18 protein-coding genes and 1 tRNA gene are annotated in these 26433 nt (G+C 45.8%); 12 read left to right on the top strand and 7 right to left on the bottom strand.

Annotated elements, in window-relative coordinates; translation table 11 throughout:
- Positions 1–16: 16 nt before the first annotated feature.
- Positions 17–5797 carry an ABC transporter substrate-binding protein gene (locus D1Z90_RS01940; RefSeq protein ID WP_158587029.1) on the bottom strand — a complete coding sequence of 1927 codons (5781 nt, stop codon included), beginning with the start codon at positions 5795–5797 and terminating at the stop codon, positions 17–19.
- A gap of 286 nt (positions 5798–6083) precedes the next feature.
- Between D1Z90_RS01940 and D1Z90_RS01945 the strand changes: the two genes are divergently transcribed.
- Positions 6084–6854, top strand: coding sequence for a hydratase (locus D1Z90_RS01945; RefSeq protein ID WP_119909041.1), 771 nt, complete (start codon positions 6084–6086; stop codon positions 6852–6854).
- 3 nt (positions 6855–6857) lie between these two features.
- Here the strand turns inward: D1Z90_RS01945 and D1Z90_RS01950 are convergent, their stop codons facing one another.
- Positions 6858–7388, bottom strand: coding sequence for an NADPH-dependent FMN reductase (locus D1Z90_RS01950; protein WP_119909042.1), 531 nt, complete (start codon positions 7386–7388; stop codon positions 6858–6860).
- 118 nt (positions 7389–7506) lie between these two features.
- On the opposite strand from D1Z90_RS01950, the gene D1Z90_RS01955 reads away from it, so the two are divergent.
- Complete coding sequence (locus tag D1Z90_RS01955; RefSeq protein ID WP_119909043.1) at positions 7507–8427, top strand: LysR family transcriptional regulator; 921 nt, start codon at positions 7507–7509, stop codon at positions 8425–8427.
- A 15-nt stretch (positions 8428–8442) separates the two neighbouring features.
- Positions 8443–9354, top strand: coding sequence for a LysR family transcriptional regulator (locus D1Z90_RS01960; RefSeq protein ID WP_119909044.1), 912 nt, complete (start codon positions 8443–8445; stop codon positions 9352–9354).
- On the opposite strand, the gene D1Z90_RS01965 is transcribed toward D1Z90_RS01960, so the two are convergent.
- Positions 9347–10021 (bottom strand): cupin domain-containing protein, encoded by a 675-nt coding sequence (locus tag D1Z90_RS01965; protein ID WP_119909045.1) that lies wholly within the window; start codon positions 10019–10021, stop codon positions 9347–9349. The genes D1Z90_RS01960 and D1Z90_RS01965 overlap by 8 nt on opposite strands.
- Positions 10022–10342: 321 nt before the next feature.
- Between D1Z90_RS01965 and D1Z90_RS01970 the strand changes: the two genes are divergently transcribed.
- Together D1Z90_RS01970 and D1Z90_RS01975 are read left to right on the top strand one after the other, a co-directional pair.
- On the top strand, positions 10343–11542 hold the full coding sequence (locus D1Z90_RS01970) for a helix-turn-helix transcriptional regulator (protein WP_119909046.1): 1200 nt from the start codon (positions 10343–10345) through the stop codon (positions 11540–11542).
- A 77-nt stretch (positions 11543–11619) separates the two neighbouring features.
- Complete coding sequence (locus D1Z90_RS01975; RefSeq protein ID WP_119909047.1) at positions 11620–12933, top strand: isochorismatase family protein; 1314 nt, start codon at positions 11620–11622, stop codon at positions 12931–12933.
- Positions 12934–13140: 207 nt separating this feature from the next.
- Here the strand turns inward: D1Z90_RS01975 and D1Z90_RS01980 are convergent.
- Positions 13141–13225 (bottom strand) — tRNA-Leu (locus D1Z90_RS01980).
- A 197-nt stretch (positions 13226–13422) separates the two neighbouring features.
- Here D1Z90_RS01980 and D1Z90_RS01985 point away from each other — a divergent pair.
- Positions 13423–13953, top strand: a complete 531-nt coding sequence (locus tag D1Z90_RS01985; protein WP_119909048.1) for an RDD family protein — start codon at positions 13423–13425, stop codon at positions 13951–13953.
- An 89-nt stretch (positions 13954–14042) separates the two neighbouring features.
- On the opposite strand, the gene lptG is transcribed toward D1Z90_RS01985, so the two are convergent.
- Together lptG and lptF are read right to left on the bottom strand one after the other, a co-directional pair.
- Complete coding sequence (gene lptG, locus D1Z90_RS01990) at positions 14043–15107, bottom strand: LPS export ABC transporter permease LptG (protein ID WP_119909049.1); 1065 nt, start codon at positions 15105–15107, stop codon at positions 14043–14045.
- Positions 15107–16213 carry an LPS export ABC transporter permease LptF gene (lptF, locus tag D1Z90_RS01995; RefSeq protein WP_119909050.1) on the bottom strand — a complete coding sequence of 369 codons (1107 nt, stop codon included), beginning with the start codon at positions 16211–16213 and terminating at the stop codon, positions 15107–15109. The genes lptG and lptF overlap by 1 nt, the downstream gene beginning before the upstream one ends.
- Before the next feature lie 167 nt (positions 16214–16380).
- Here lptF and pepA point away from each other — a divergent pair, with 167 nt between their 5' ends.
- The 3 genes from pepA to D1Z90_RS02010 all read left to right on the top strand — a co-directional run bounded on the left by pepA (position 16381) and on the right by D1Z90_RS02010 (position 21311).
- Positions 16381–17892, top strand: a complete 1512-nt coding sequence (gene pepA / locus D1Z90_RS02000) for a leucyl aminopeptidase (protein ID WP_119909051.1) — start codon at positions 16381–16383, stop codon at positions 17890–17892.
- Complete coding sequence (locus tag D1Z90_RS02005; RefSeq protein WP_119909052.1) at positions 17893–18363, top strand: DNA polymerase III subunit chi; 471 nt, start codon at positions 17893–17895, stop codon at positions 18361–18363.
- Between the two features lie 101 nt (positions 18364–18464).
- On the top strand, positions 18465–21311 hold the full coding sequence (locus D1Z90_RS02010; protein WP_119909053.1) for a valine--tRNA ligase: 2847 nt from the start codon (positions 18465–18467) through the stop codon (positions 21309–21311).
- Between the two features lie 95 nt (positions 21312–21406).
- Here D1Z90_RS02010 and D1Z90_RS02015 read toward each other — a convergent pair whose 3' ends face one another.
- Positions 21407–22369: a lipid A deacylase LpxR family protein gene (locus tag D1Z90_RS02015; protein WP_119909054.1), complete on the bottom strand. Its 963-nt coding sequence runs from the start codon at positions 22367–22369 to the stop codon at positions 21407–21409.
- A 155-nt stretch (positions 22370–22524) separates the two neighbouring features.
- Here D1Z90_RS02015 and D1Z90_RS02020 point away from each other — a divergent pair, with 155 nt between their 5' ends.
- The 3 genes from D1Z90_RS02020 (at position 22525) to D1Z90_RS02030 (ending at position 26415) form a co-directional block, all read left to right on the top strand.
- Positions 22525–24132 (top strand): methyl-accepting chemotaxis protein, encoded by a 1608-nt coding sequence (locus D1Z90_RS02020; RefSeq protein WP_119909055.1) that lies wholly within the window; start codon positions 22525–22527, stop codon positions 24130–24132.
- Between the two features lie 208 nt (positions 24133–24340).
- The gene (locus tag D1Z90_RS02025) at positions 24341–24724 is read left to right on the top strand and encodes a SpoIIAA family protein (protein ID WP_119909056.1); all 384 of its coding nucleotides are present in this window, start codon (positions 24341–24343) and stop codon (positions 24722–24724) included.
- 77 nt (positions 24725–24801) lie between these two features.
- The gene (locus D1Z90_RS02030) at positions 24802–26415 is read left to right on the top strand and encodes a methyl-accepting chemotaxis protein (RefSeq protein ID WP_119909057.1); all 1614 of its coding nucleotides are present in this window, start codon (positions 24802–24804) and stop codon (positions 26413–26415) included.
- The last annotated feature ends 18 nt before the right edge of the window (positions 26416–26433 follow it).

Below are 26433 nucleotides of genomic sequence, written 5' to 3' on the forward strand. Positions count from 1 at the left end.
CCCATGATGATGAACTCTATAAGCCGAGAGTGCGCTGCAACTGCTCGGCTTTTTCAACTGCCAATTCAAAATCATAACTGTCTATTGCATTCGCCAACTCATCTAATTGAGGTTGATACCCTTGCAGCTGGGGCGCAGGTAGCAGTTGCGCCACTACATCACTGGCTTGAGTATCATCATCAGCAAGTAACGCTAACAGTTGGTTAAACACTAGCTCAAAAGCTTCTTGAGAGAGCTCGGATACCGGCTCGTCCCGTTGGCTGAGCGCCAACTTTTGCTGAATTTCAGTACTGACCGCCTCTAGCTCAGGTAACAGCTGTTTGAGTTGGGCCTGTAACTGCTGCTCATTGATTCCATCATCACAATCACTTTCTAGCTGCTCGGCTTGCTGCGCTATGTCCATCGCGCCAATATTGGCTGCGACGCCTTTTAAACTGTGCGCGCAGCGACTGCTTGCGGTTGCATCGTCACTGGCCATAGCTTGAGAAAAGTCGCGGGCGAATTGCTGACTAAACTGGGCAAACTTTAGTAACAGCTTACGATAAAGCACTGGATTACCTTGGCAAGTTGTTAGGCCAAACTGTGTATCGATGCCGTCGATGTTCAAAAAGCTGTCAATATCAGACTGACTGGCGCGAGTATTACTGTCATTAACCGCGTCGCGACTGCCTTCATTGTTTGGTTCAACCACTAGCGGCTGCGCAGTAATAGGCTGACTTGGCTTTATCCATTTCGCCATGGTCACAAACATATCAACCACGTTAATGGGCTTAGCAATATGATCATTCATGCCTGCGCTCAATACTTTTTCTCGATCTCCAACCATGGCATTCGCGGTCATGGCGATAATGGGCAATTCGATCTCTGCCAACTCTTGCCTAATGAAACGAGTCGCAGCAAAACCGTCCATGATAGGCATTTGGCAATCCATCAAGACGCCGTCAAATGCTTGTTGCTGAATCAGCTCCACCGCTTCTTGACCATGGTTTGCTAATACCACCTCAATGTGTTTACCACTGAGTAGTTCGACCGCCAACTCTTGGTTTATTTCATTGTCTTCGACCACCAGCACTCGGCAACCAGCCAATAAGTGTTGCGCTTGCGCTAATTCAACCTGTTCGGACAGCTGTTCGGAGCTAAAATCATCCTGCCCCACCATCTGAGCCAGAAACTGAGAAACTTGTAAGCTAGTCGCAGGTAAATCTAATTGCAGAGTCTTGGTAACCCCATTTAGTTTTTCCATTGGCGCTAAACGCTGACTTAGCTGAGCAAGTGTCAGACCGGTTAACGCAATACCACTATCGGTTAAATCATTCACCGCGGTAGAATCAGCAATAATAAAGCCAATGTCCTTTCTCGCGACCAGCGACGGTAAACTTCCCCAATGCTCCAAAGAAATGGCTTTTAAGCCCATTTGGCTCATTTGATTGAGATAAATTTGTCGCTCCAACGGGCTCGTCACCATTACCAGCGCCGTGTTTTCTTGGTCAAAACGGGGCCCACTCAACTTGTGATACGCCTCGCCCTCAAACGGCATGAGCAGCACGGTAAAGTGAAACTCGCTGCCTAACCCGGCCTGACTTTTAGCCCAAATTTTACCTTCCATCATTTCGACCAATTTCTTACTGATGGCCAACCCTAAGCCCGTGCCGCCAAACTTTCGCGTCGTAGAAGCATCTGCCTGGCTAAAAGACTGAAATAACAAATCCAATTGTGACGGGCTCATACCTATGCCAGAGTCAGACACCGAAAAATGCAATTCCACCTTGCCATCATTTAAAGGGGCTGTAGAGACGCGCACTACAATTTCCCCTGAGTCGGTAAACTTCACCGCATTGTTGCCAAGGTTTACCAATACTTGACCTAATCGCAGCGGGTCGCCAATCAACTGACTTGGAGTATCAGAAGCGATATCAAATAGCAGCTTAAGAGACTTTTGTTTGGCGTTCAGGCCCACCAAATTATTGAGCTGCACAAAGACGTCTTCTAAATGAAACGGGATACATTCCATATCCAGCTTACCCGCTTCAATTTTAGAAAAGTCTAAAATATCATTGATGATGCCAAGTAATGACTGCGCCGATACGTTGACTTTTTTAATGTAGTTTTGTTGTTGCGGGTCCAGATTGGTTTCCAACGCCAAGTGCGACATCCCTATGATGGCATTCATGGGGGTACGAATTTCATGGGACATATTAGCCAAAAAATTCGACTTGGCCTGATTCGCCTGCTCGGCCATCTCTTTGGCTTGGAGAATGTCTTGTTGCAGCTTTTTACGCATGCGAATATCCCTGACAAAACAGGTAAATAATCGCTCGCCCCCCACAAACGCTTCCACCAGCGAAATCTCCATAGGGAACTCAACGGCATCGCTGCGCAGCGCCATGGCTTCTTGCGCAAACTCTGACACCGAATACTTATTACCGACTTTGTCACCCAAAATGTATCGCCTTAATACGCGCTGCTCGTCCTCAGGTAATAATTTATAAATAGATTGCCCCAGCATCATGGGTTTGGGGTAGGCAAAAATTTGCTCTGCAGCTGGGCTAAACTCACGAATTTCACCATGCTCATCAAACACTATGATACCGTCAGTCGCAGTGTTTATGATGCTGTGCAAGCCAGCGGTGCGATCTTGAATGCTGCTGGCCATGGTATTAAAAGCTTGCGCCAACGAACCAATCTCATCGTTACTTTTAATGTCTATATGGTAGCTGTAGTGACCATTGGCCAGTTCTTTTGCACCTTGCTCTAAACGCACCAATGGACCTATGATCCGTCGCCTTAACAAGACAAAGAAATAAATCGAAAAGGCGATGGTCAACAATGACAAGATAATAATGCTGATCATGATGCCACGATTACGTTTTTGAATTTCCTCCAGCTGCAAGTCCAGCCGAGAGGTCATCAAAGAGATGACTTTATCGAGCGGTTTCATAACCCGTGACACGGCTTCTAAATAATCTCGACCGTATAAAAGTTCACGGGCAAATGCTTGGTCGGGTTCTGCTTTTCGTTGTAATTCACCTTCGCTGTCAAGATAAATACCGTCGACTGCAGCGTTCATCGCTATCAGTTCAATATTACTGAGCCAATCGGATTCTTTTTTAGCTAAAGCCAACTGGTCAATCTCAGCCTGACTTAAATCTAAACTGCTAAAGCGGTCTTCTAAATGGTAAATTTCGCCCTGATGATCGAGGGGTTTGTCCCCTGCAATAACATGATCCCAGTATGACAAGTCATACTCTAAAGGGTGCGCGAGCTGACCATCACGGATGGCCAATACCGCGTTAAAATAGGTTTTATACCGGACGTCGCCAGTGACAGAAAATGCCCGAGCGAATCGGGTTAAGTCCTTAGAAGACTGCTTTAGCTCTTGAGCAAGTTGTAACGAAGAGTTAGCGCTGGCTTCTAGCTTGGTATACTCGCGAATGCCCTCATTAAGGTAAGTCACACAAAAGCCTATGCCGAGCACCATACCAGCAATCGCAAATGAAATTAAAAACAGCATTTCCTTTACCGTCGGGATCGTCGGAAGACCGCGGTAGAACCACGCCGCCAACACTAAACTGGCTATAATCACAAACACCAGCAGCAAGGCTTTCAATACATAATCATAGGCTTGATCATCATGGTCTGTCGGCTTGCTTTGCAGCGCTTCCAGCCGTTGTTCCGGCTCTACGAGCTTCTCTAACGCAGCTTGGATTGCAGCTTTGTCGTGTTCGCTACAGCTGAAACAAGCCGTTACTAAGCTTTCAAGGCTGGGTAAGCTCAACACTTCATCCGTTAACCGATAATGCACTTTAATGGTGCCTACGTCCGACAGCAAACCTGAAATGGTCTCTTGCTCACTGAGGCGGTATTCAATGACAAAGCTTGCGCCCTCACCAGATAAACGCTCGGTGCGATATTCATGCTGGTTAGTAAACGCGTCTTCCACTTCAATCCGCTGAATATTAGGCATAGCTAAAGCAAAAATTTGCAATAATTCTTGTAACTGTGCACTTTCATTGTTCAACACCAAACTTTTAATAATATTGCCAATGTTTTGAGTGTATTCCGTTAACACATAAAAATTTGGGTCGCGGTATTGCGATACCAAGCGAGCAAACTCTCCAGACGTCTTAACCTTTGCCAGTCCTTGGTTAAACACCTTTTGCTGTTCCGCATGTTGGAAAAATAAGTAGGTAGAATATTCACCGGGAAAGATTTCGTAACTGTTGACTAAAACCTGCTCACCGCTTTGATGAAGCTCAGTTTGCATCAGCCAGTGCATTAAGTGTGGCTCCATTACGATGGCATCAACCTCTCCCTTGCTAAGGGCTAAAAGGCGTTGCTTAGGCTCAGCTATATGCACTACATTGGATGGAGAGCCTGCTTCAGCTAGACTCATAAACTCCTCACCCAGCACAGCTGTATTTTGGCTAAATACACCAATCTTGTATGGCTTCATGTCTGCAATACTGGTTATCTTTAACGGGCGACTGCGCAAACTGTATAAACGCAGGGAGTAATGCAGGATAGGATCTGAGCGGTAAGCCTCGACCTTTTCAAGACCCGCATCGCTGACCACCGCATCCAACCCTAACTTATGAACCTGTTCAAAACTAAAATCTTGTGGTTCAAATTGCACCGGCTTTAACCTGGCACCTTGGCTCACTAATGCCGCTTTCACCAGCTCAATTTCTAACCCACTGCTACTGCCAGCAGAAAAAAGGTACGGAGGTCTGTTTGAGTTAAAGCCGATCCGTAATTTAGCGCTTGCGTTTGAGTTGTGGTCATTTTCCAAAGCAAGGGGCGCCTGCCATAATGATTGAAAAAAGAACCTGTCATTGATCTCAGACTGTTCTACCAGGCCAAGCCAATGGTAAGTTTCGGCAATTTTTTGGTATCGCTGTTTATCAAACGAGCCGATAGCGATAAAGTCAGCTTGAACAAAGCGAGACAATTGTTGTGCTTCAAATAATAGCCGCTCTTTTGAAATGCCTTCATGGTGATAGTACGACATGATATGTTGCACTATTAGCTCAGGGTTTCGCAATGCAAATTGCCAACCCTTTTCTACCGCTCGCTTCACTTTTTCTACCCGTTCAGGGTGGTTTTTCACCTCTTGCTCTGTGGTAAATAAGTTATCGCCGTAGAAGTTCACCCCATAGTCAGCGGGATCAATAATATTCACATCGTGGTCATGCGACTTAAAATCGAACAAACTACTGGTCACGTAACCACTCATAGCATCGACCTCCCCTGCTAATAAGGGCGCATGACTAAACTGATGAGGTACCACATCGATGGCGGAGCGACCGACGGTTTTTTGCAACAAACTTTCAATTTGGGCGCTGTTAAGGCTGCTCTTGCCAAGCATCACTGTTTTACCGGCTAAATCATAAGGGGTCACGATATTGTCTGTCGTCAAGCCGTTGCCCGCCAACGAAAAGAGTACTAAGGGAGATTGCTGAAAGGTTTGTGACACTAACACCAAAGGCTGCCCTTGTAAGTGCGCGATGACCACCCCAGAATCCGACACACCGTATTCGGCAGCGCCAGACAAAACACTTTCTTCAGGTGTTTGATCGCCACTGCGAGGACGTAGCTCTACCTCTAAGCCCTCGTCTTTAAAATACCCTTGAGATAACGCAGCGTAATAACCGGCAAACTGAAATTGGTGTAACCATTTCAATTGAATTACCACTTTTTCATTCGGCTGAGAAGGCGCTTCTTCTGCCCAAGTTAAATGGCTCTGCGCCACTAATGACGTCAGTAATACAAAAAATAGTCTTTGCAAAAATACCTGCATATCACCCTTAGCCGATGGCATTTATCAACACTGGAAATAGGTCACCCTATTTAAGTGTAAGCAACTCCACTGAGCTTGCCGGTTTTAGTTAGACGCAGCCAAAAAATGACCACCACCAAACGAGGTACCAAAAGGGAAAATGATATGTGATATGGCGCAATCACAACAATAGGGGGATTCCCCTTTTAATTAATCGTATCGACAACTCTGATCTAATACTCTGTTTGCCTAAGGGATGCGTTACACTGAGCAACATACCGTTTCAAGATGACAGGAAAGCCGCTTTATGGACCTTAATAATATCGCCCAAGCCGCCGCCGAATTAGCACAAAGACGTAGCCTTAAGACTAACGTCACAACGCCATTAGCCCCAGCATTGACACCGCTCAACCTAGATCACGCCTTAGCAATTCAACAAGCGACAGCCTCGCTGCGTAACGATGACATAGCAGCCTGGAAATGCTTGCAACCCCTGGCCCAAAACAAACCTATTGTGGCGCCGATATTTGCCGATACTTTACAGCAAGGTGAAGCATGCCAAATCATCCTATCATCGCAGGGCCAAGCGCAAATTGAGCCTGAGATAGCATTCATATTAGACCAAGATTTTGCGCCGAGAGGCACGCCTTATACTGAACAAGAAGTGTGCGATGCCATTAGCCATTGTCATATGGCGCTGGAATTAATGCAGTTTCGCTTCGATGAAACTATCGACTTTTATACCAAGTTGGCAGACTGTTTAGTCAATCAAGGGCTGTACCTGGGCCCGGTTATCGACACTAAACAAGCGCTTCAAGCGAGCAAGATTGACATCATTTACCAGCAAGGCAGTGACAGCCAGTGCGTTAGCGGTCAGCACCCCAACGCTCTGCCCCAACAACCTTTATTTTGGCTAGTGAATCACTTAACCGCACGAGGCATCACTTTGCGCGCCGGGCAAGCCGTTATTACGGGCTCTTACGCTGGCATCATTAACGTTAAGCCAAATCTCACAACACGCATTGAATATCAAGGCTTAGGCACCATAGAGACCTGCTTTGTCCCGCTTAAGAATTAATCATTATTGAGTCAGCGCTTGCACGGCTTGTTGCAAAGCTTGCAATAAGTCGGCATTAGTAAGCTCTTGATTAGCAACGTCAAAATTATCGAAAAAGCTGGGCACTGACAGGCTGGCTTTTACATCAGCGGCAAAGTATGGCGCAGAGCCAGTCGCAGCGGCTAACACAGAGCTAGCACCACCAGGCCCTGGAGAGGTCGCCAATAACAACATAGGTTTATTTTGATACACCTTCATATCGATCCGTGAAGTCCAATCAAATAGGTTTTTATAAGCCGCAGTATATGAACCATTATGTTCAGCAAAAGAAACGATAACGGCGTCTGCTTGGCCTATTTTGTCGAAAAACTGCTGCGCTTGAGGTGGTTGGCCAGCCAATGCGGCTTCTCTTTCCGGGCTGTAAATTGGCATTTCGTAGTTATTTAAATCTAAGACTTCAACCTCAGCATTGGGCACCATAGTAGCAGCGTAGCGCGCAAGCTGTAGGTTAATAGACTGCTGGCTATTGGTTGCGGCAAATGTAAGAATTTTCATAATGGGCACCTTATCGCATCAAATTAAGTTATTTACGGGTCGTCACTCGACTGTGTTCACAGTGTATATTAAGCTTTATATGTAATTAATAACCTTAAAGTGAAATCACTTTTTCCATATGACTTCTAATATAACTTTATTTGATGGCATGGTCATTTTTCACCATGTTATTCAAAGTGGCGGCTTTAGCGCCGCAGCCAACCTCACTGGCCACTCAACGTCATATATCAGTAAAGAAATCAATAAACTCGAGCAAAGGGTGGGCGCAAGGCTATTGCATCGCACGACCCGCTCCATAGGGTTAACGCCAGAGGGGGAGGTATTTTGGCAACATTGCCAGCAGCTGATTCAAGATGCAGAGCAGGCTCTGGCACAAGTTCGCCAAGCGGAGCTTGAGCCCAAGGGTAACCTCAAGATCAGCTGCCCCTTGGGGTTTGGCAGTAATTACTTAAAGCCTATATTGTCAAAATACCTGAGTCTTTATCCCATGGTGAATTTGCAGCTCGATCTTAATGACAGAAAGGTTGATTTGGTTCAAGACGGCTATGATTTGGCTATCCGTGCCACTATGGAGCTTGAAGCCTCTCGCTTAGTTTGTCGTAAAATTTACACTTGTAAAACGTATACAGTAGCCAGTAAAGCTTACCTTGCCAAACACGGTACACCGCGCCAGCCACAAGATTTACAGCACCATGATTGTATTTGTTACGCCAACTTAAAAACCCCTAATCGCTGGGTCTATCAAGACTCAAAAGGCAAAGATATCAGCGTCAACGTGCGCAGCAAAATGACCTGCAACAACGCCAGTATGGAGCTCGCGATGGTCATGGAGCACCACGGTATTTGTCGTTTGCCAGCATTTCACATGGAGCCAGAGTTACTTGCGGGTCAAGTTGAAGTCATTCTGGAAGACTACACCAGTCCAGAAATCAATGTTTATGCTGTGTACGTCAGTCGCCAGCATTTGTCCCCTAAAATTCGTCGCTTGATTGATTTAATCAGTGACGAGCTTGATCCTATGCCTCGCTTTAACCGCTAATACAGGAACGTAAAAATGATAGAGCAGAACTTATCTCGCGTTGATTTAAACCTTTTAGTTGCGTTAAGTGTGTTACTCAAACTGCGTAGCGTCAGTAAAGCGGCAGATACCTTGTACTTGTCACAATCGGCGATGAGTCGCACCCTAAGCCGACTCAGGGAAACTTTCGATGACCCTTTGTTTTATCGCACGCCGCACGGTATTCGACCAACCGAAAAAGCGCTTTTACTTGAGCAGCAGCTGAACCATACGATAAGTCAATTGAGTCAACTGTTTGAGCCTGAGAAATTTGATCCAATGCTATGCGATAAAGCCATGTCTATTTCTGTGCCGAGTTTAATGTCTCATGCAGTGTTGCTACCATTGCTCAACAAGATACATCAACAAAGTAATATCACACTGACCGAGTACCCGGCTAAACAGGACGCACTAAAACCCCTTGAAGCAGGTCTATTTGATTTTGCATTTTCCGTTATTCCAACCCAGCAACCCCATTTTTGTTGCCAGCCACTGACGAATATAGATGTCACTATTTTTGCTCGTCCTGAACATCCTTTATGTTCGCAACAAGCCGATTTAGATGATTGCTTAGCATACCCGTTCGTAGACTTATTGATTGACAGTGAAGCCAATTTAACGTTTCAAAACCCGTTGCAACAGCATTTAGTTCAGCAAGATAAGGCGCGCAACGTAATCTTTCGCACGGGGCAGCTAAGCTTGTTACTTGAGATGTTGGCCACTTCAGACAGCTTATTAATGGGGCCGTCTATTTTGGCCGATGCAGCGCACCTGCGCCCGTTATTACGACCGGTACATCAGTACAAGAGTAAAGAGCCCATGATGCTGTACTTGTTACAACACGACAGAACCCAAAACAGCCAAGCGCATCAATGGGTAAAGAATATCGTATTGCAGCAATTTAGTTAGCTTCGGGTAAGTGGCCCGTTTTGACCAATATCGTGGTCGCCCGCTCTACATAAGGACAATGTTCACTCAGGTGTGGGCGCCTCAGCCAAGTGCCAGAAGGGTAGCGCCCATGTTCATCGATAAACTCGCCAGACAAAACCAATATTTCTTCTCCACCAAAATGTCGATGAGGCTGAAAAATCTCGCCAGCAGGCCAATGTACCAAGGCGGTATGCTGGGTCGCAAAGCTGTGCAGTGACATCACTTTCAAGCCGCCAATGCCCGGCCTCCACACTTGTTGCTCAGTATTGATGCGAACGGCTTGGCTATCGGTCGCTAAAAACTGGTTCAACTTAACAAATATGGTGCATCCCTGCCGACTGAACGGTGCATGGGACGAGCCCGGCGGGTTACGCAAATACGAGCCTGCGGGATAGTCCCCATCTTCATCAGAAAATACACCGTCAAGTACCCAAATCTCTTCCCCGAGAGGATGCTGATGAGTTGAAAAGGTCGCGCCAGCTTCGTACTTAACAATGCTACTGGTCCAGCCCGCTTCAGCTTCAAGGCGCTCTAACGGTTTACGCCATACGCCTGCTTTAGGGCTTTTCAGCCACGCTTGCTGCTGGCTAAAAATAGTTACAGCTTGAGTAAAGTCCATATTTAGATTTTGTGGCATCGCCATCATGATACTACTCACTTCCAATTATCTTATTGCATAGCATACGCCGAAAGTATGCTTGTGGCTCAAAAAGACAGCAAAGGTTATTAAGCAGACCCGGCAACATAATCGTGAAGTTGATCGCTGCAAGCATGATTTCAAATCAAGCACCCAAGTGCGTTTTATGCTAGTTTGGCTGCAAAGTCACTTATTGAATAGATAAGGAGTGCCAAGAAATGGATTTCTTCGCCACTTGTTGTTTGTTATGGGCTATTCATCTTGCAGCTAAACAGGGTGGATTAAGTCGCTACCGTCACACAAGCTTTGTCCAAGTAAAGGCAAATTGTGATGAATGAAAATATCGTCACTACGATCACTTTAACAGTGTTAACTTTAGGGGCAATACAAGGTGTGGTGTTTGCCATCACCGCGTTTTGTAAAAAAGAACTCCTATTAGCCAGCTGGCTCGGTTTGTTTTCTTTTGAAGTGATCAATAAAATACTCTTAGCCAGCCAAATACTGCCTAATGCCACGCAATGGTTAGGCTATTGGTTTAGCCTAGACTTACTCTATGGCCCCCTGTTTTACCTCTGGGTTGTAAAGTTGCTCACCGGTAAGCTGCTTGCGCGTTGGCAGTATTTACATTTCGTTCCTTTTGTCGTCTTCCTAGCATTCAAACTTACTGCAACCTTAAGTTGGTCTGGAGCAGAGCGCTTACATGCTATCCATCAAGCTTTGTCTTATGGTAACTGGCATAGCCCTACTTCAAGCATCGATTTTCTTAATGGTTACATCATTTACATTCCCCTTATCTATAGCTTACTCGCGGGGTACCTGTTAGCCATGCGAAAAAACCTGCCACAGCAACCGTTATCCTCCATTGCGAAGGTGAGAGTTAACTGGTTGCTTGCCATGGTGGCATTACAAATCGCCATGTGGTTTTTTGTTATTTTCTTGCTACATTATTTGCCGGTTACGCCTATCAATGGCTTTTTAATCAGCTATATCCCAGCAGTCCTTTGGCTAAATGCCTTGGCTTGGCTATCCATGTTATATCAGCCTATTGTGGTTCAAGCAGTAAAAATACGAGACGAACACCCAGTTACAGATACCGGCCTAGCCAACCTTTCTAAAGCAGACAATGAAGCAGCTAAAGTCCCTCTAGAACAAGCAGAACAGATTGCACAGAAGATTGAGCAAGCGATGAAACAAGGCCTATTTAAGCAACCCAAGTTATCATTAGACCAACTGGCTAACGATATTAAAGTGGCCCCATACCGGGTCAGCCAAGTATTGAATGAGCATTTAGCCATCAGTTTTTTTGACTTGGTCAATGGTTATCGCATCAAAGCCGTGCAAGAGAATTTGGCTGACCCGCAAAACCACCACACTATTTTAGATATTGCTTTTTGTAATGGATTTAACAGTAAATCAACCTTCAATACCTGTTTTAAAAAACAAGTAGGTTTAACTCCTAGCCAATACCGGTTACAAAAAAAGCGCGATCCAGTTAACGATTTAGCAGGTTCAGAGGTGCAGATTAGCTAAACCGGACGATAAAACTAAAGTAAATTCAAATAATTACCCTTAGATTTAATCCATTAAACTAAAACTAAGGGTGAATTATGAAAAGGACGTTATTATTCATTGCTGTCGCTGCTGCGATCTCAGGCTGTCAGGTTGATTCAAGCGACATTCAATTAGCGCAAGCTGTTCCAGTGAGCGAACAAGTGCAATTTAACGCGACCGATACGGGGCTGCTGATCATTGACTCTCAGCAATCTTACGTCATGGACAGTGACGCTTTTTGGACCAAAGTTTGGTATCCAGACTTGCCTATCCCAGCTGAAAACGTCGATCCTCAATTACACCAAAATATCGACCGCATCGCTTCACTCGCTAAGCTTGCCAATCAGCTGAACTTCCCGACAACGATTACCTATGAAGCATATAATACGGAGTGGGGCTTGGAGTACTCGCCCTTTATTAGTCGTATTGAAGAGGCGCTGGATGAAGATACCCAAGTATTTTTCAAGCAAACTTTTAATGCCACATTGGAAACAGACATAGAAAACGCTATGACCAGCTGGCTCGCAAACGGCATTAACCGGGTGATAGTCGCTGGCGCAGAGACCGATGTTTGCGTAATGCAAACCGTACTGGGGCTGAAAAAGATGGGCTTTGAAGTCTACTTAGCCAGTGACGCCACGTTCTCAACAGAGATATACAAAAGGCCTACCTTTAAACGGCTGCAACAAGCCGGGGTAAAACTCGCAGCTACATCGGAAGTCTTAGAGTCCATGCAAGCCCAAGATGAGTTGATATACAGCCCAAGGTATGCGGTAGGAAACCGTGCCGAACTGCATCAAGCTGACCGAGCGCAAATGGCGTACATAAACTTTAATATGGACCCGACCAGTATTAATAAAGCCGTTCATGACAATAAGACTGCGGTTGACTATCGATTGACCTCTTTAGGTTTAGAGCAAGAGTTTTTATTTCAATCTTTACCTAGCTTTCATGTCAATGCAAAGACCGAAGCTTATACCGATAAGTATCGCCAAAATGCTGATATGATTCATCATGAAAGAATCAACCAAGTGATCAGAGATATGCGTGACATGGGCAAAGATCAAGCCATGATATCTGGGGTAGTTTCGCAAAAAGAGCTGATCACCACAGTAGTGAAGCTTAACTCGGCCCAAATTACGCCGATTATATTAGAAGACAGCCTATTGGGCGCTGATGTTGACCCTGTTCACTACTTAGATTTAGTCTATCAGCTTGGCGCTATTCCAAGCACTCAAAAATCGAATGGCTATGAAATGTATGTAGAGGTACAACTGGGTGACTTTAGTGAAGACGAAAAAGCAAGTTATTGGCAGATGAATGGCTTGCAGGAATCTGTGATACCTGAGCTTTATCCCCGACTACGTTAGTAAAAAATCAATAGTTTTAAGCACCAACAGTGGAGTATTCAACGCTGAGGGTGCTTTTTGCATCCCTAACAACCTGTATTTACCTTAACATAGCATCGACTGTGCTTGTATCGCAGTAGTTGGTAACTGGGTGAGTAAATAAAGGATAAAACAGGTATTTCAGACATAAAAAAACCGACATAAAGTCGGGTTATTATAAGGTGTAGATGGTGCCCGAGGGCGGACTTGAACCGCCACTTCCGAAGAAACCTGATTTTGAATCAGGCGTGTCTACCAATTTCACCACTCGGGCTAAATAGCTGCAAACCCGTCGGCTCACTGCTAAGTGGGAGTGATTATACTCATCGCCATGTCCTTGGCAAGTAGTTTTAGTTCAACTGCCTAGGATTTAAACAGATATCATAATATATCGCGCTTTAGGGTGATTTTGTTACAATCTCAGCACGATGTTCATATCTGCAGCAGCTAAAACAGAGAAAAATAATCAATATGAAAAATACCAAGACTGCCCCAACTGCAAACCCTTATGTAGGTCTACCTCCCGCAGGCGTATTAAGAAGGTTCGGAGCCCTAATTTATGACGCCTTATTGGTCATGGCCTTGATGTTATTAGCAGGCGGTGTGGGCGCTCTCGTCGCAGCGCTATTACTGAATTTTAATCTTATTTCTATTGCCGGCTACCCAGACATGGCGGCTTACCTCAGTCAAAATATGTTATACCAAATTTGGATTTGGTCTGTGTTTGTGGGCTTTTACGCCTTCTTTTGGAGTAAAGCGGGGCAAACATTGGGGATGCGAGCTTGGAAATTAAGGGTTCAAAATGAAGACGGCACCAATATCAATAAAACCCAAGCCGTGATCAGACTATTTACCGCCATATTTGGTTTAGGCAACTTCTTCGTGCTTATCAATAAACCCAAGGGCCGCAGCTTTCAGGATCACTGGGCTGATTGCGAAGTGGTATTACTGTCGAAAGAGCTTAATCAGCAAGTCAAACTCAAGGGTGTGAAGTGGCCATAAACGCGGTCTGAGCTTGAATACTAAGACTCAACAAAAAAGCCCGTGCAGGATCCCTGCACGGGCTTTTTTAATAGTAGTCAATCGTGACTTTAACTATGGCGCTTAAGCAAGTAAGCCGACAAGAAAATAAAGACCAAACTAGGCGTTGTAGCGCCAACCAAAGGCGGCAGTTTAAAGACTAAGCTCACTGGACCAAACATTTCATTGGAAACGTAAAAGGTAAAGCCCGCGACAATACCCAGCATCAGCCTTGCCCCCATTGCCACCGTACGTAATGGCCCAAAGATAAAAGAAATGGCTAATAGCATAGTAACTAGCACGGTAAAAGGCACCATCACTGCACGCCATAAGGCAAGTTGATATTTGCTACTATCTTGTTTGTTACTCTCTAAATAACCAATGTAAGCCCACAAATCTCGCATCGACATATCTTCCGGCTTAATTGCCACCACGCCCAGCTTACTCGGCGTCAATTCCGTGTTCCAGAGCTGAGAGGTTATTGGATAGACCCGAATAGTATCTTCTTTAAACTGGGTAATTTCTATATCGTGCAGTACCCACTTACCATCATTAAACTCCCCTTTTTTTGCGAATAGCTGCTTCTTTAACTCCGTTGCACCTTCATAGAAATATATACGAACATCATATAACTCTTCTTTGCCTCGCACTTCGCCTATGCTGACAAACGCATCACCGTCTTTAGCCCAAACACCAAACTGTGAGCTAATCACATCTCCACCATGACGAGCAGATGTACGAAGCTGTTTAGCTGATTGCTCGGAATATGGCGCGACAAACTCGCCCAATAGCATGACAACAATCATAATGGGCACGGCGGTTTTGAGCACCGAAAGCGCGATGCGCAACTTCGAAATGCCCGCAGATTGCATCACGACTAACTCACTGCTACTGGCCAATGAGCCTAGGCCGATCAAAGATCCTAGCAAGGCTGCCATCGGAAAAAATAATTCTATTTCTTTTGGCATTTTCAATAACACATACATGGCAGCGGCCAGTAAATCGTATTCCCCTTGCCCTACCTTACCAAGCTGCTCAACAAACTTAATAATGGCGCTCAACCCCACTAACGTCAGCAAACAAAGCAAAGTGGCAGCAATAATGGTACGGCCAATGTATCTATCTAGAATGCCCATTACTTTGCTCCGCCTGTGGCTGACTGACTTGGCTTGGATGCCTGTTTGTTGAATTTGGCGCTGTCTTTAATATTGAGATAAACGCCAAAAGTTAAGAAAATGGCTTGAATTGACCACATGGTGAACAACGGGAAGCTGCCGTCTTCGATGCCACTACGACTCGCCGAAAGCAGCAAGAAGAAAGAAAGGTAGAGCAATAAAGCTGGCAGCAATTTGGCGTACCGCCCTTGGCGGGGGTTAACCGAAGCCATAGGCACAACGACAATCGTCAGCACTAAAATTGAAATTGGTAGCGCCATGCGCCATTGCAGTTCAGTTTGGTGACTTAAATCATCAGAACCGATTAATTCCAAAGTTGGAATAGTATCAACTTTACGCCGAGCTTCTTTGACATCTTTGTTTTCTAGGATCAACGAAAAAGACTCAAACTGAGTCACTTGGTAATCTTTACGGCCAGACTCTCCTTCGTAGCGGTAGCCGTCATACAAGGTTAATATCTTTGCGCCATTTTCTTCTGTTACTCGACCGGATTTAGCCGTTATCGTCGAAGGTCTACGATCTGGGCTATTTGGCCAATGAGCCGCAAATAAGTTTTTGAGCCGAAAGCCTTTTTCATATTTTTCAACGTATACGACTCCAGCATTGTCAGGTAAAGAGTGAAATTGTCCTTCAATCAGGGTCGCCAAACCGGCATCCGCTTCAGCCTCTTCAAACACTTTACGCTCTTTTTCATTGGCCATCGGCGAAATATAGAAAGTATTGAAACCAGCTGCAATAGCGGTGCAAATGGCCAATGCCATGGTCGCGTTTAGAATGCGCCTAGGACTGTAACCACAAGCCGTCATCACCACTATTTCGCTTTCTGCGTGTAGCCTGCCGTGGGCAAACAATACGCCAATAAACAAACTGATAGGAATCATCAAGGTGGCTAAAGAAGGCAGATTCAGCCATAAGATAGTGAAGACTAAGTCATGAGGAATATTTCCACTGACCGCATCAGCCAGCACTCGCACAAACTTTTGGCTAACAAATATCAACAGTAAAACAAACAAAACCCCCATCTGCGTTTTGAAGGTTTCTTTAAAAATATATCGAAAAAGTATCACTTTAGTCCTTAGGTAAACTTTTCTTTTAGGTGGCGCTAACCATTATTTTAGGTAAACTTATTGTTTTTAACACTTAGCATTTTATAAAACTAAAGCTGGCGTGGTGTATTGCGCCATAATTATAGAGAAAAAATAACAGCTTTTGCCCTCAGAATGAAGGAGAGACCATGGAGTTTAGTGTAAAAAGTGGCAGCCCAGAAAAACAGCGCAGTGCATGTATTGTGGTTGGCGTATTTGAACCAAGGCGTCTTTCTCCTGTAGCGGAACAACTGGACAAAATCAGCGACGGTTACCTGAGCGCCCTGCTTCGCCGCGGCGATTTAGAAGGAAAAGCCGGCCAAGTGCTGCTTTTACATCATGTGCCAAACGTATTAAGTGAACGTGTTCTATTAGTTGGCTGTGGCAAAGAGCGCGAACTCGATGAACGTCAATATAAACAAATTATTCATAAAACCATTAGTACCCTGAATGAAACGGGTTCAATGGAAGCGGTATGCTTTTTAACCGAGCTTCACGTTAAAGGTCGCGACACCTATTGGAAAGTGCGTCAAGCGGTTGAAGCTGCCGATGACAGTTTATACACTTTTAACCAGCTCAAGAGCAATCCGGGAGAAACCCGCAGACCATTGCGCAAGTTGGTTTTTAACGTGCCGACGCGCAAAGAGCTCACCCTCAGTGAAAACGCTATCAATCATGGTCTGGCTATCGCCAAAGGGGTGAAAAAGTGTAAAGACCTTGGCAACTTGCCGCCAAATATCTGTAACCCAGATTACCTGGCCAGCCAAGCTAGGCAATTAGCCGACAAATACGACACCATCACGACTAAGGTGATTGGTGAGCAAGAAATGGCAGAGCTCGGCATGAATTCTTACTTGGCCGTTGGCCGAGGCTCAATCAACGAGTCTAAGATGTCCATCATAGAGTATAACAACGCCCCAAATACCGAAGGCAAGCCTATCGTGCTTGTGGGTAAAGGCTTAACCTTTGACTCCGGTGGTATTTCTCTTAAACCCGGCGCTGGCATGGATGAAATGAAATACGACATGGGCGGCGCAGCCTCGGTATTTGGCACTATGCGGGCATTAGCCGAACTTAACTTACCCTTACATGTTATTGGTGTGATTGCTGCCGCAGAAAATATGCCCGATGCTAACGCTTATCGACCCGGCGACGTACTGACAACCATGTCAGGGCAAACGGTGGAAGTACTAAACACCGACGCCGAAGGCCGCTTGGTATTATGCGACGCGCTTACCTATGTTGAACGCTTTGAGCCAGACCTGGTGATTGATGTAGCGACCCTAACGGGGGCTTGCATTGTTGCCCTTGGTCACCACACTACGGGTTTACTCAGTACTCATAACCCGCTTGCTCACGAACTATTGAATGCTTCAGAGCAAGCAGGCGATCGCGCGTGGCGTTTACCTATGTCAGATGAATACCAAGAACAGCTAGAAAGCCCATTTGCGGATATGGCTAACATTGGCGGAAAGTCAGCAGGAACGATCACCGCGGCATGCTTTTTGTCGCGCTTTACCAAAAAATATCACTGGGCTCATCTAGACATTGCCGGAACAGCCTGGCGCAGTGGCGGTAAAAACAAAGGCTCAACGGGGCGCCCAGTGCCTATGCTCACGCAGTTTTTGATTAACAAAAGCGGCATTAACCTGGAAGAATAAATGCGCCAAGGGCTATTTTATATTCTCAGCCAAGAAGATGAGCCGCAAGCCCCCCTTGCGGCTCATTTTGCTGTTGCTTGCCAATTGGCCGCTTATCACTATCAACAAGGCCAGAAAGTCTTTATCGCAACCGACGATCAAACCCAAGCGTTTGCCATTGATGAATACCTTTGGCAGTTTGATGGCGACAGCTTTATTCCTCATAATTTAAGCGGTGAAGGCCCAAAATACGGCGCTCCGGTAGAAATTGGCTGGCAAAAACCAAAACAAAGGCGACAAGTGCTTATAAACTTGCGTAAAATAGCGCCAGAATTTGCAACAGAGTTTGCCCAAGTGGTCGACTTTGTGCCTTGTGCTGAAGATCTCAAAGCGGCAGCAAGGCTTAGGTACCAAGCATACCGCCAACAAGGTATCAACTTGGCAACCAAGCCACTGGGGCCATCGAGTGATGCGACGCCAGTGACCAAGTAAGTTATCACTTACTTGAAGAATTACAGTGCCATGACAATGGTGTGGACCAACCGAATATTGGCATACCGCCAATATCAGACAACGCAGAAAGCTAATTAGATATGGAAAAGACGTATAACCCTCAATCAATTGAGCAAAAGAGTTACCAACACTGGGAAGAAAAAGGTTACTTTAAACCCCATGGTGACACCACCAAAGACAGCTACTGCATCATGATCCCGCCGCCGAATGTCACCGGCAGCTTGCACATGGGTCACGCGTTTCAAGATACCATCATGGACACTTTAGTTCGCTACCAACGCATGTGCGGTAAAAACACTTTGTGGCAAGTGGGTACTGACCACGCCGGTATTGCGACTCAAATGGTAGTTGAGCGTAAAATTGCCGCAGAAGAGAACAAAACCAAACACGATTACGGCCGTGAGGCTTTTATTGATAAAATTTGGGATTGGAAAGCGGAGTCTGGCGGTACGATTACCAAACAGCTTCGCCGCCTAGGCGCATCGGTAGATTGGGATCGAGAACGTTTTACTATGGACCCAGGCATGTCTGCCGCGGTGCAAGAAGTATTCGTAAAACTGTTTGAAGAAGACCTGCTTTATCGCGGTAAACGCCTGGTTAACTGGGATCCCAAGCTGCATACCGCCATTTCTGACCTCGAAGTTGAAAACAAAGACAAAAAAGGCCACATGTGGCATTTCCGCTACCCCTTAGCGGACGGCGTAAAAACAACAGATGGCAAAGATTACATCATTGTTGCCACCACTCGCCCTGAAACCATGCTAGGTGATACCGGCGTAGCGGTTAACCCTGAAGACCCCCGCTATCAAGACCTTATCGGTAAGTTTATAGACTTGCCAATAGTTGGCCGCCGCATTCCTATTGTTGGTGATGAACACGCCGACATGGAAAAAGGCACAGGTTGTGTAAAAATCACCCCAGCTCACGACTTTAACGACTATGAAGTCGGTAAACGCCACCAGCTGCCAATGATCAACATTCTTACGTTTAACGGTGACATTCGTGACAGCGCAGAGGTGTTTGACACTAAAGGCGAAGCTTCTGATGCCTACGGCACTGAGTTGCCGGCAGAGCTGCAAGGCTTAGAACGTTTTGCCGCCCGTAAAGCCGTAGTCGCACAACTTGATGAGCTGGGTCTATTGGATGAAATCAAAGATCACGACCTAACCGTGCCTTATGGCGATCGCGGTGGCGTTGTGATTGAGCCAATGCTTACTGACCAATGGTATGTTCGTGCTGACGTCCTTGCTGAGCCCGCGTTAGAAGCGGTTGAAAATGGCGATATTCAATTTGTCCCTAAGCAATACGAAAACATGTATTTTTCGTGGATGCGTGATGTGCAAGACTGGTGTATTTCTCGCCAGCTTTGGTGGGGCCACCGCATCCCTGCTTGGTACGATGAGACAGGTAAAGTCTACGTAGGCCGCAGTGAATCTGAAGTTCGCCAAGCGAACGGCTTAGGCGAAGACGTCAAACTGCGCCAAGATGAAGACGTGCTAGATACTTGGTTCTCATCTGCATTATGGACCTTCTCCACACTTGGTTGGCCTGAAGATACCGAAGCCCTTAAAACCTTCCACCCAACCGACGTGCTCGTGACTGGCTTTGACATTATATTCTTCTGGGTAGCCCGCATGATCATGATGACCATGCACTTTAATAAAGACGAAAATGGCAAAGCGCAAGTACCGTTTAAAACCGTTTACGTTACCGGCCTTATCCGTGATGAAAACGGCGATAAGATGTCGAAATCGAAAGGTAACGTGCTTGATCCATTAGACATGATTGACGGCATTGACCTAGAGTCTTTGGTTGAAAAGCGCTGCGGCAACATGATGCAGCCACAACTGGCCGCCAAAATTGAGAAAAATACCCGTAAGGCCTTCCCTGAAGGCATTGAATCTCACGGTACCGATGCATTGCGCTTTACTTTAGCGGCGCTGGCTTCTACTGGCCGTGATATCAACTGGGACATGAAGCGCCTTGAAGGTTACCGTAACTTCTGTAACAAGTTATGGAATGCCAGTAACTATGTGTTTATGCACACAGAAGAATTTGAGCTTGCAGGTGAAGCGCAATACAGCCTGGCGGATCGTTGGATCCAAGGCCAATTGCAACAAACCATCAAAACCTACCGCGAGCACATCGATAACTTCCGTTTCGACCTTGCGGCGAATACCTTGTACGACTTCACCTGGAATGAGTTTTGTTCTTGGTACTTAGAATTAACTAAGCCGGTTCTGTTTAAAGGCACTGAAGCGCAGCAACGTGGTACCCGTCAAACCTTGGTAGACGTGTTAGAAACGCTACTGCGTTTGGCTCACCCTATGCTGCCTTACATCACCGAAGAAATTTGGCAACGTGTTAAACCATTGGCGGGTAAAACCGGTGAAACCATCATGCTAGAGAGCTTCCCTGAGTGTGATGAAAGCAAGCTTGACGCAGACGCCATTGCTGACTTGGAGTGGGTCAAACAAGTTATCTTGGCCGTGCGTAATATTCGCGGTGAAATGGATATCAGCCCTAACAAACCACTTGATGCATTATTGAAAAATGCTTCTGAGCTTGACCAACGTCGCTTCAACGATAATCAAGCCTTCTTAAACTCTTTAGCTAAATTAGAGTCGGTTAAGGTACTTGCAAAAGATGAAGCTGCGCCAGCCAGTGTGACCAATCTAGTAGGTGACATGGAGATTTTAATTCCAATGGCTGGCTTAGTGGATAAAGAAGCTGAACTGGCACGCTTGAGTAAACAAGCGGAAAAAGTTGAAAGAGAATTGGCCAAAGTCACCGGCAAACTGAGTAATGAAAAGTTTGTAGGCAAAGCGCCTGAAGCGGTGATCGCTAAAGAACGCGCAAAACAAGCCGAGCTACAAAGTAACTTGGACAAGCTAAAAGAGCAGCAAGCCGTTATCGCCGCTCTCTAGTCTCATTTCTTTTGTACCTGACAAAAACCAAGGCTTATGCCTTGGTTTTTTTTCCCTTTCCGTCTATTGGCATGCAGGCCCGCGTTAACACAGCTTTAATAGTGCCAAGCTATGCCAAGACTGCCATAACCGTTCCACTTTTCTTCATCAGTCTGAAAATCACGATGATCGAGGTGCATGGTGACATCAAGGCGCCAGTTTGAATATTGCCACCATGCACCAACCTTTGCTCCAAGGCGAACTGACTCAAACTCTACGTTTGAGGAATAGGGTAAATCACCGTCTATGGTCAAGTCATTAAAGCGGTAGCCAAGGTGCAACTGGCTATACACTTGCCAACAGCTGCTTTGCTTTGACTTTTTAACAAAACCTAAATGGCCAGCACGATGGCTAAGTAGCCCAAAGCTGAAGTCAAGTTGTTGACCATAGCGAAAAGTCAGCCCTGTCATTAACTCGCTGCGTAAATTTCCCACATCAGCATAAACAAAAGTCGACCAATCCCAGCCAAATGCTTGTTTGGGACTGCGGAATATCAACTTATCGACCTCATAGGCGTATTGCACAACAAACTCATCTTCGATTTGGTATTGCCAACCTTCTGGCGGGGTAGATCCTGTCCACTTATGCACGTGTCGCTGTAAACTCGCGGTGCCAGATGAAGGCCCAATAACCCCAAGGCTTAACCAACTTTTTTGAGCGGTATCGGCTTGATACAAAGCCAAATGATGACTCAGAGTTAATACCCCAGCATAAGGCCTATCGCTGGGTTGTGGCATATTGTAAGCAATGTCTTTGGGTGTCCACATGCCTTGTTGCAGGCTCACTCCCCACTGCGCCTTGATGCCAGATAAAGGAAACAAAAGGTAAGACTGCCACTGCGCGGCTTTAGGCGTATCCGCCAACTGCATTTGCTCGCTAAGCCAACTGATCGCTAAACCACTGGTGTAGCCGCCGTCTTGTCCTAACACAATGTCATTATCGACTTGTAAGCGCCACTGAGAGGCAAAAATCTGAGGGCTATATATCAAAATAGATAATGTAAAAACCAAAAATTTCATAGCTTTATATCAGCCTATATAAATAAAACTAATAGCGGGATTTATCTCAAGGATCAGCGTTTCTTGCCGATATGTTGATTTAATAAGCATTAATAAAACATGCTATTGACGACATAATATACAACATAAAAACAAACACTTTTTGAGAGCTGCAAATGAAACTGACCGTAAAGCAAAAGATAACCCTATCATTCTCTAGCGTTATTGCCATCATGGTAACCATAGCTGTTTTGCTCTGGCTACAACTCACCGAAGCACACAGTCTAGAAGATGAAGTGCGCAACGACGACGTACCTGGCTTAACCCTGTATCTAATCCTAATTGATGAAGCCGGAGATGTATTTCGTGACGCGTTGAAAATGGTGAATCAGTTTGATAACGCCGAGGCAGACTTTCGCAGTAATGTGACGGGTTTTGCGCAAGCGTTATCAGATCTCAAGGTGATCGAAAGTAATTCGCAAAGCAATCGCAACAACATGCAAGCAATTGACAACCACATGGAGCAGTTTGTAGCCGGGGTCGATCGCGAAATAGTGCCCCACTTAGGCAGCGACACGGCTGTACTCGTGAAAAAACTCGCTCAGCTTGAAAAAAACCACCTAGAGCCGCTAGAAGAATTACTCGACAAACTGACTTTAGAAGAAAAACATGAAGCGGAAACCTCACTACAGGCTCTTGCGAACTCTTTTACCTCAATGGAAAACCAAGTTATTACGCTTACCATTATAGGTACACTCGTGTCTTTGGTGGTGGCGTACTTATTGTCTAAATCATTGATCACTCGCATCTCTAATCTTGAACAAACCGCGCAGCAAATTGCTCATGGCGATTTAACATCCACTCCCATCGAGGACAATGCCGGTGATGAGCTCAGTAACCTCGCAGTATCGGTCAACCAAATGCAGTCATCGTTACAAGATTTAGTCGGCTCAATTAGCTCTGTAGGCCACCAAGTACAGCAAGTCACTCGCGATTTGGCACAAAATGGCGATGAAATTGTAGAAGGAGCAACCGAACAGGCCAACAAAGCCAACTTAATCGCCACGGCGTCTGAAGAACTGAGTCTTACCATTGCTGAAGTCGCTCAACAAAGTGTTACCACGTCAGATCTTGCCAGCGACTCCGGTACTGCCGCTAAAAATGGCCGCGATATCATAGTAGAAATGGTTGAAAGTATTGGTCAGGTATCTACTCAAATGGAGCAAATGTCAGGGCAAATGAACACCCTAGGCGAGCGCAGTGACGAAATTGGCAGCGTGATTAAAGTGATTGAAGATATCGCCGAGCAAACAAATTTATTGGCCCTTAACGCAGCGATTGAAGCCGCGCGCGCCGGTGAATTAGGCCGTGGTTTTGCCGTTGTTGCTGACGAAGTACGGGCGCTGGCAGAACGCACAACACAAGCGACCAATGAAGTAGGTGGTATTATCCAAGCCATTCAAACTGGCACACGTGAAGCCGTCAACGTCACCACAGAAAGTCGCCAATTAGTTGAAATTGGCGTGTCTCAAAGCGCAGGAGCAGGCTCAGCTCTCGAGCAAATTGTGACCAGTGCTCACGAAGTGCAAGAGATGATCCACAGTATTGCGACTGCAACAGAAGAACAGACGGCGGTAACTCGGGAAATTGCGACCGATATTACCGTTATCAATGACATCTCAGAGCAATCTCTGCAATTGGCGTCACGTAGCGCTAATCACATTCAAGAATTGGAAGGTAAAGTACAAGAGCTCGAAACCTTACTGGCGAAGTTCAAAGTGTAGTACTTAGCTCATCTTCGTTCCCCTTTACCTTCGAGGGCCAGCCTGTTTGCTGGCCCTTTTTCGTTTCAGTAACACTGAATGCACGTCGACTTTTAACGTTAACTTTCCTTTAGTTCAGCCCTCTTGTTAAAACTTTCACAGCCGGTTTTTTTACCACTACACTAATCATTAACGCTTAATTTTTATCCCGTTATACAAAGGACCCTACATGTATTCCATTGCAGTACAAGGTAATCACCGTGTTGACATTGAAATCAGCGGTAAATTTGACAGCGAAACAATGAAACAAGCCCTTAGTGAATTAATAGAAAAGTCCCATGATGTGCGTTATGGGCAAATGCTCTACACCATTCATAATATTGAAATCCCAACGTTGGGTGCCATGGGCGAGGAGCTAAGTAGAATGCCGGAGCTAGTTAAATTGATTGGCCACTACAACGATATTGCAGTGCTCACGGATAAAAAATGGATCCAAGTGCTCAGTGAATTAGAAGGCATGGTTATCCCGGGGTTATCCATCAAAGGCTTTGAACTTGGGCAGACCGAACAAGCAGAAGCTTGGTTAAGGGCCCAAAAATCGAAAAGTGAGTAAATACCCACTTTTAAAATTAACGCTACCCGCAACGTCAGTTAATAACTATGAGTGTTAGCCGTGCAAAGAGGTTTAAGATGAAATTAACCGTAAAACAAAAAATATCGCTAGCCTTTATCAGCGTCATCAGTTTAATGCTGCTGATTGCAGGCGTTATTTATACTCAACTGGTATCCGCCGAAAAGGTCGCCAGTGAAATTCGCAACGATGACGTGCCCGGCGTCACGCTCTATTTAACCTTAATTGATGAGTCGGGTGATGTATTTCGCGATGCCCTTAAAATTGTGGCTGGCTACGACAATGCCGAACAAGACTTCTACGCCAATCTTGGAGAATACCGAGATGCGTTAGATAAACTAATTCCCCTAGAGAGTGCCACGCAATCCGATCGCGAAAACATGAAAGCCATTGCCCGTTACATTGACTTATTTCAACAAGACGTAGAGCAAAAAATTATTGCCAAGATTAACAGTGAGGACAAAACGCAACTTTTTGTGACCTTAGGAGAGCTGTCTGACCAACATTTAAGTGCCCTAGAGAAATTACTCGACGCTCAAAGCGCGTCGGAAAAAGCGGAAGCAGACCAGGCTTTAGACTCATTACTGGAGTCCTTTAGCACGATGGAAAACGTCGCCATCATTCTCACCTGTGTCGGCCTTATCTTCTCTAGCGTGGTAGCTTACATTTTGTCTAACTCCATTACGTCAAGGTTATTAGTCTTAGACGCGGTGGCTCAAAAAGTGGCGGAAGGCGACCTCACCGCCCCAGCAATTGTCGATAATAGTGGCGATGAACTGAGTAACTTAGCCGCTTCCATCAATGCGATGCAGTCATCCTTAAAAGAGTTGATTGGATCTATTTCTCAGGTCGGCGAGCAAGTACAGGCAGTCAGCCGAGATTTATCACAAGTAAGCCAAGAAATAGTCGACGGCGCTTCAGAGCAAGCCAACAAAGCCAATCTCATCGCCACCGCCTCTGAAGAGCTCAGCTTAACCATTGCCGAAGTCGCGCAGCAAAGCGTATCAACTGCTGACATCGCCAGTGATTCGGGGGATTCAGCGCAAAGCGGGCGCAATATCATTCTCGAAATGGTAAAAAGCATTCAGCAGGTTTCGTTACAAATGGAAGAAATGTCAGGGCAAATGGGCAAACTTGGCGATCGCAGTGATCAAATCGGCAGTGTAATTAAAGTAATTGAAGATATTGCCGAACAAACCAATTTGCTTGCGCTTAATGCCGCGATTGAAGCAGCCCGAGCAGGCGAGCTTGGTCGCGGCTTTGCCGTAGTGGCTGATGAGGTGAGAGCCTTAGCTGAGCGCACCACTCAAGCGACTAACGAGGTCGGCGGTATTATTCAAGCCATTCAATCAGGCACGCAAGAAGCGGTGAGTGTCACTACTGAGAGTAAGCAACTGGTAGAAGTAGGCGTCTCACAAAGCTCTGGCGCGGGTGAAGCACTGGAGCAAATTGTCACGAGCGTGCAAAACGTGAAAGACATGATCCACACCATAGCCACAGCCACCGAAGAACAAACCGCCGTGACAAAAGAAATAGCCACAGACATTACGGTTATCCATGACATATCAGAGCAATCGCTCAAACTGGCGTCTAAGGGCTCCGACAGCACCATGATCTTAGGACAAAAAGTGAATGAACTAGAACAATTGCTCTCCCGCTTCAAGCTAAGCTAGGCAGTCACTACGCACAGC

The organism is Motilimonas pumila, assembly GCF_003596335.1.
In the GTDB taxonomy this organism is placed as follows: Bacteria; Pseudomonadota; Gammaproteobacteria; order Enterobacterales; family CBDFNC01; genus Motilimonas; species Motilimonas pumila.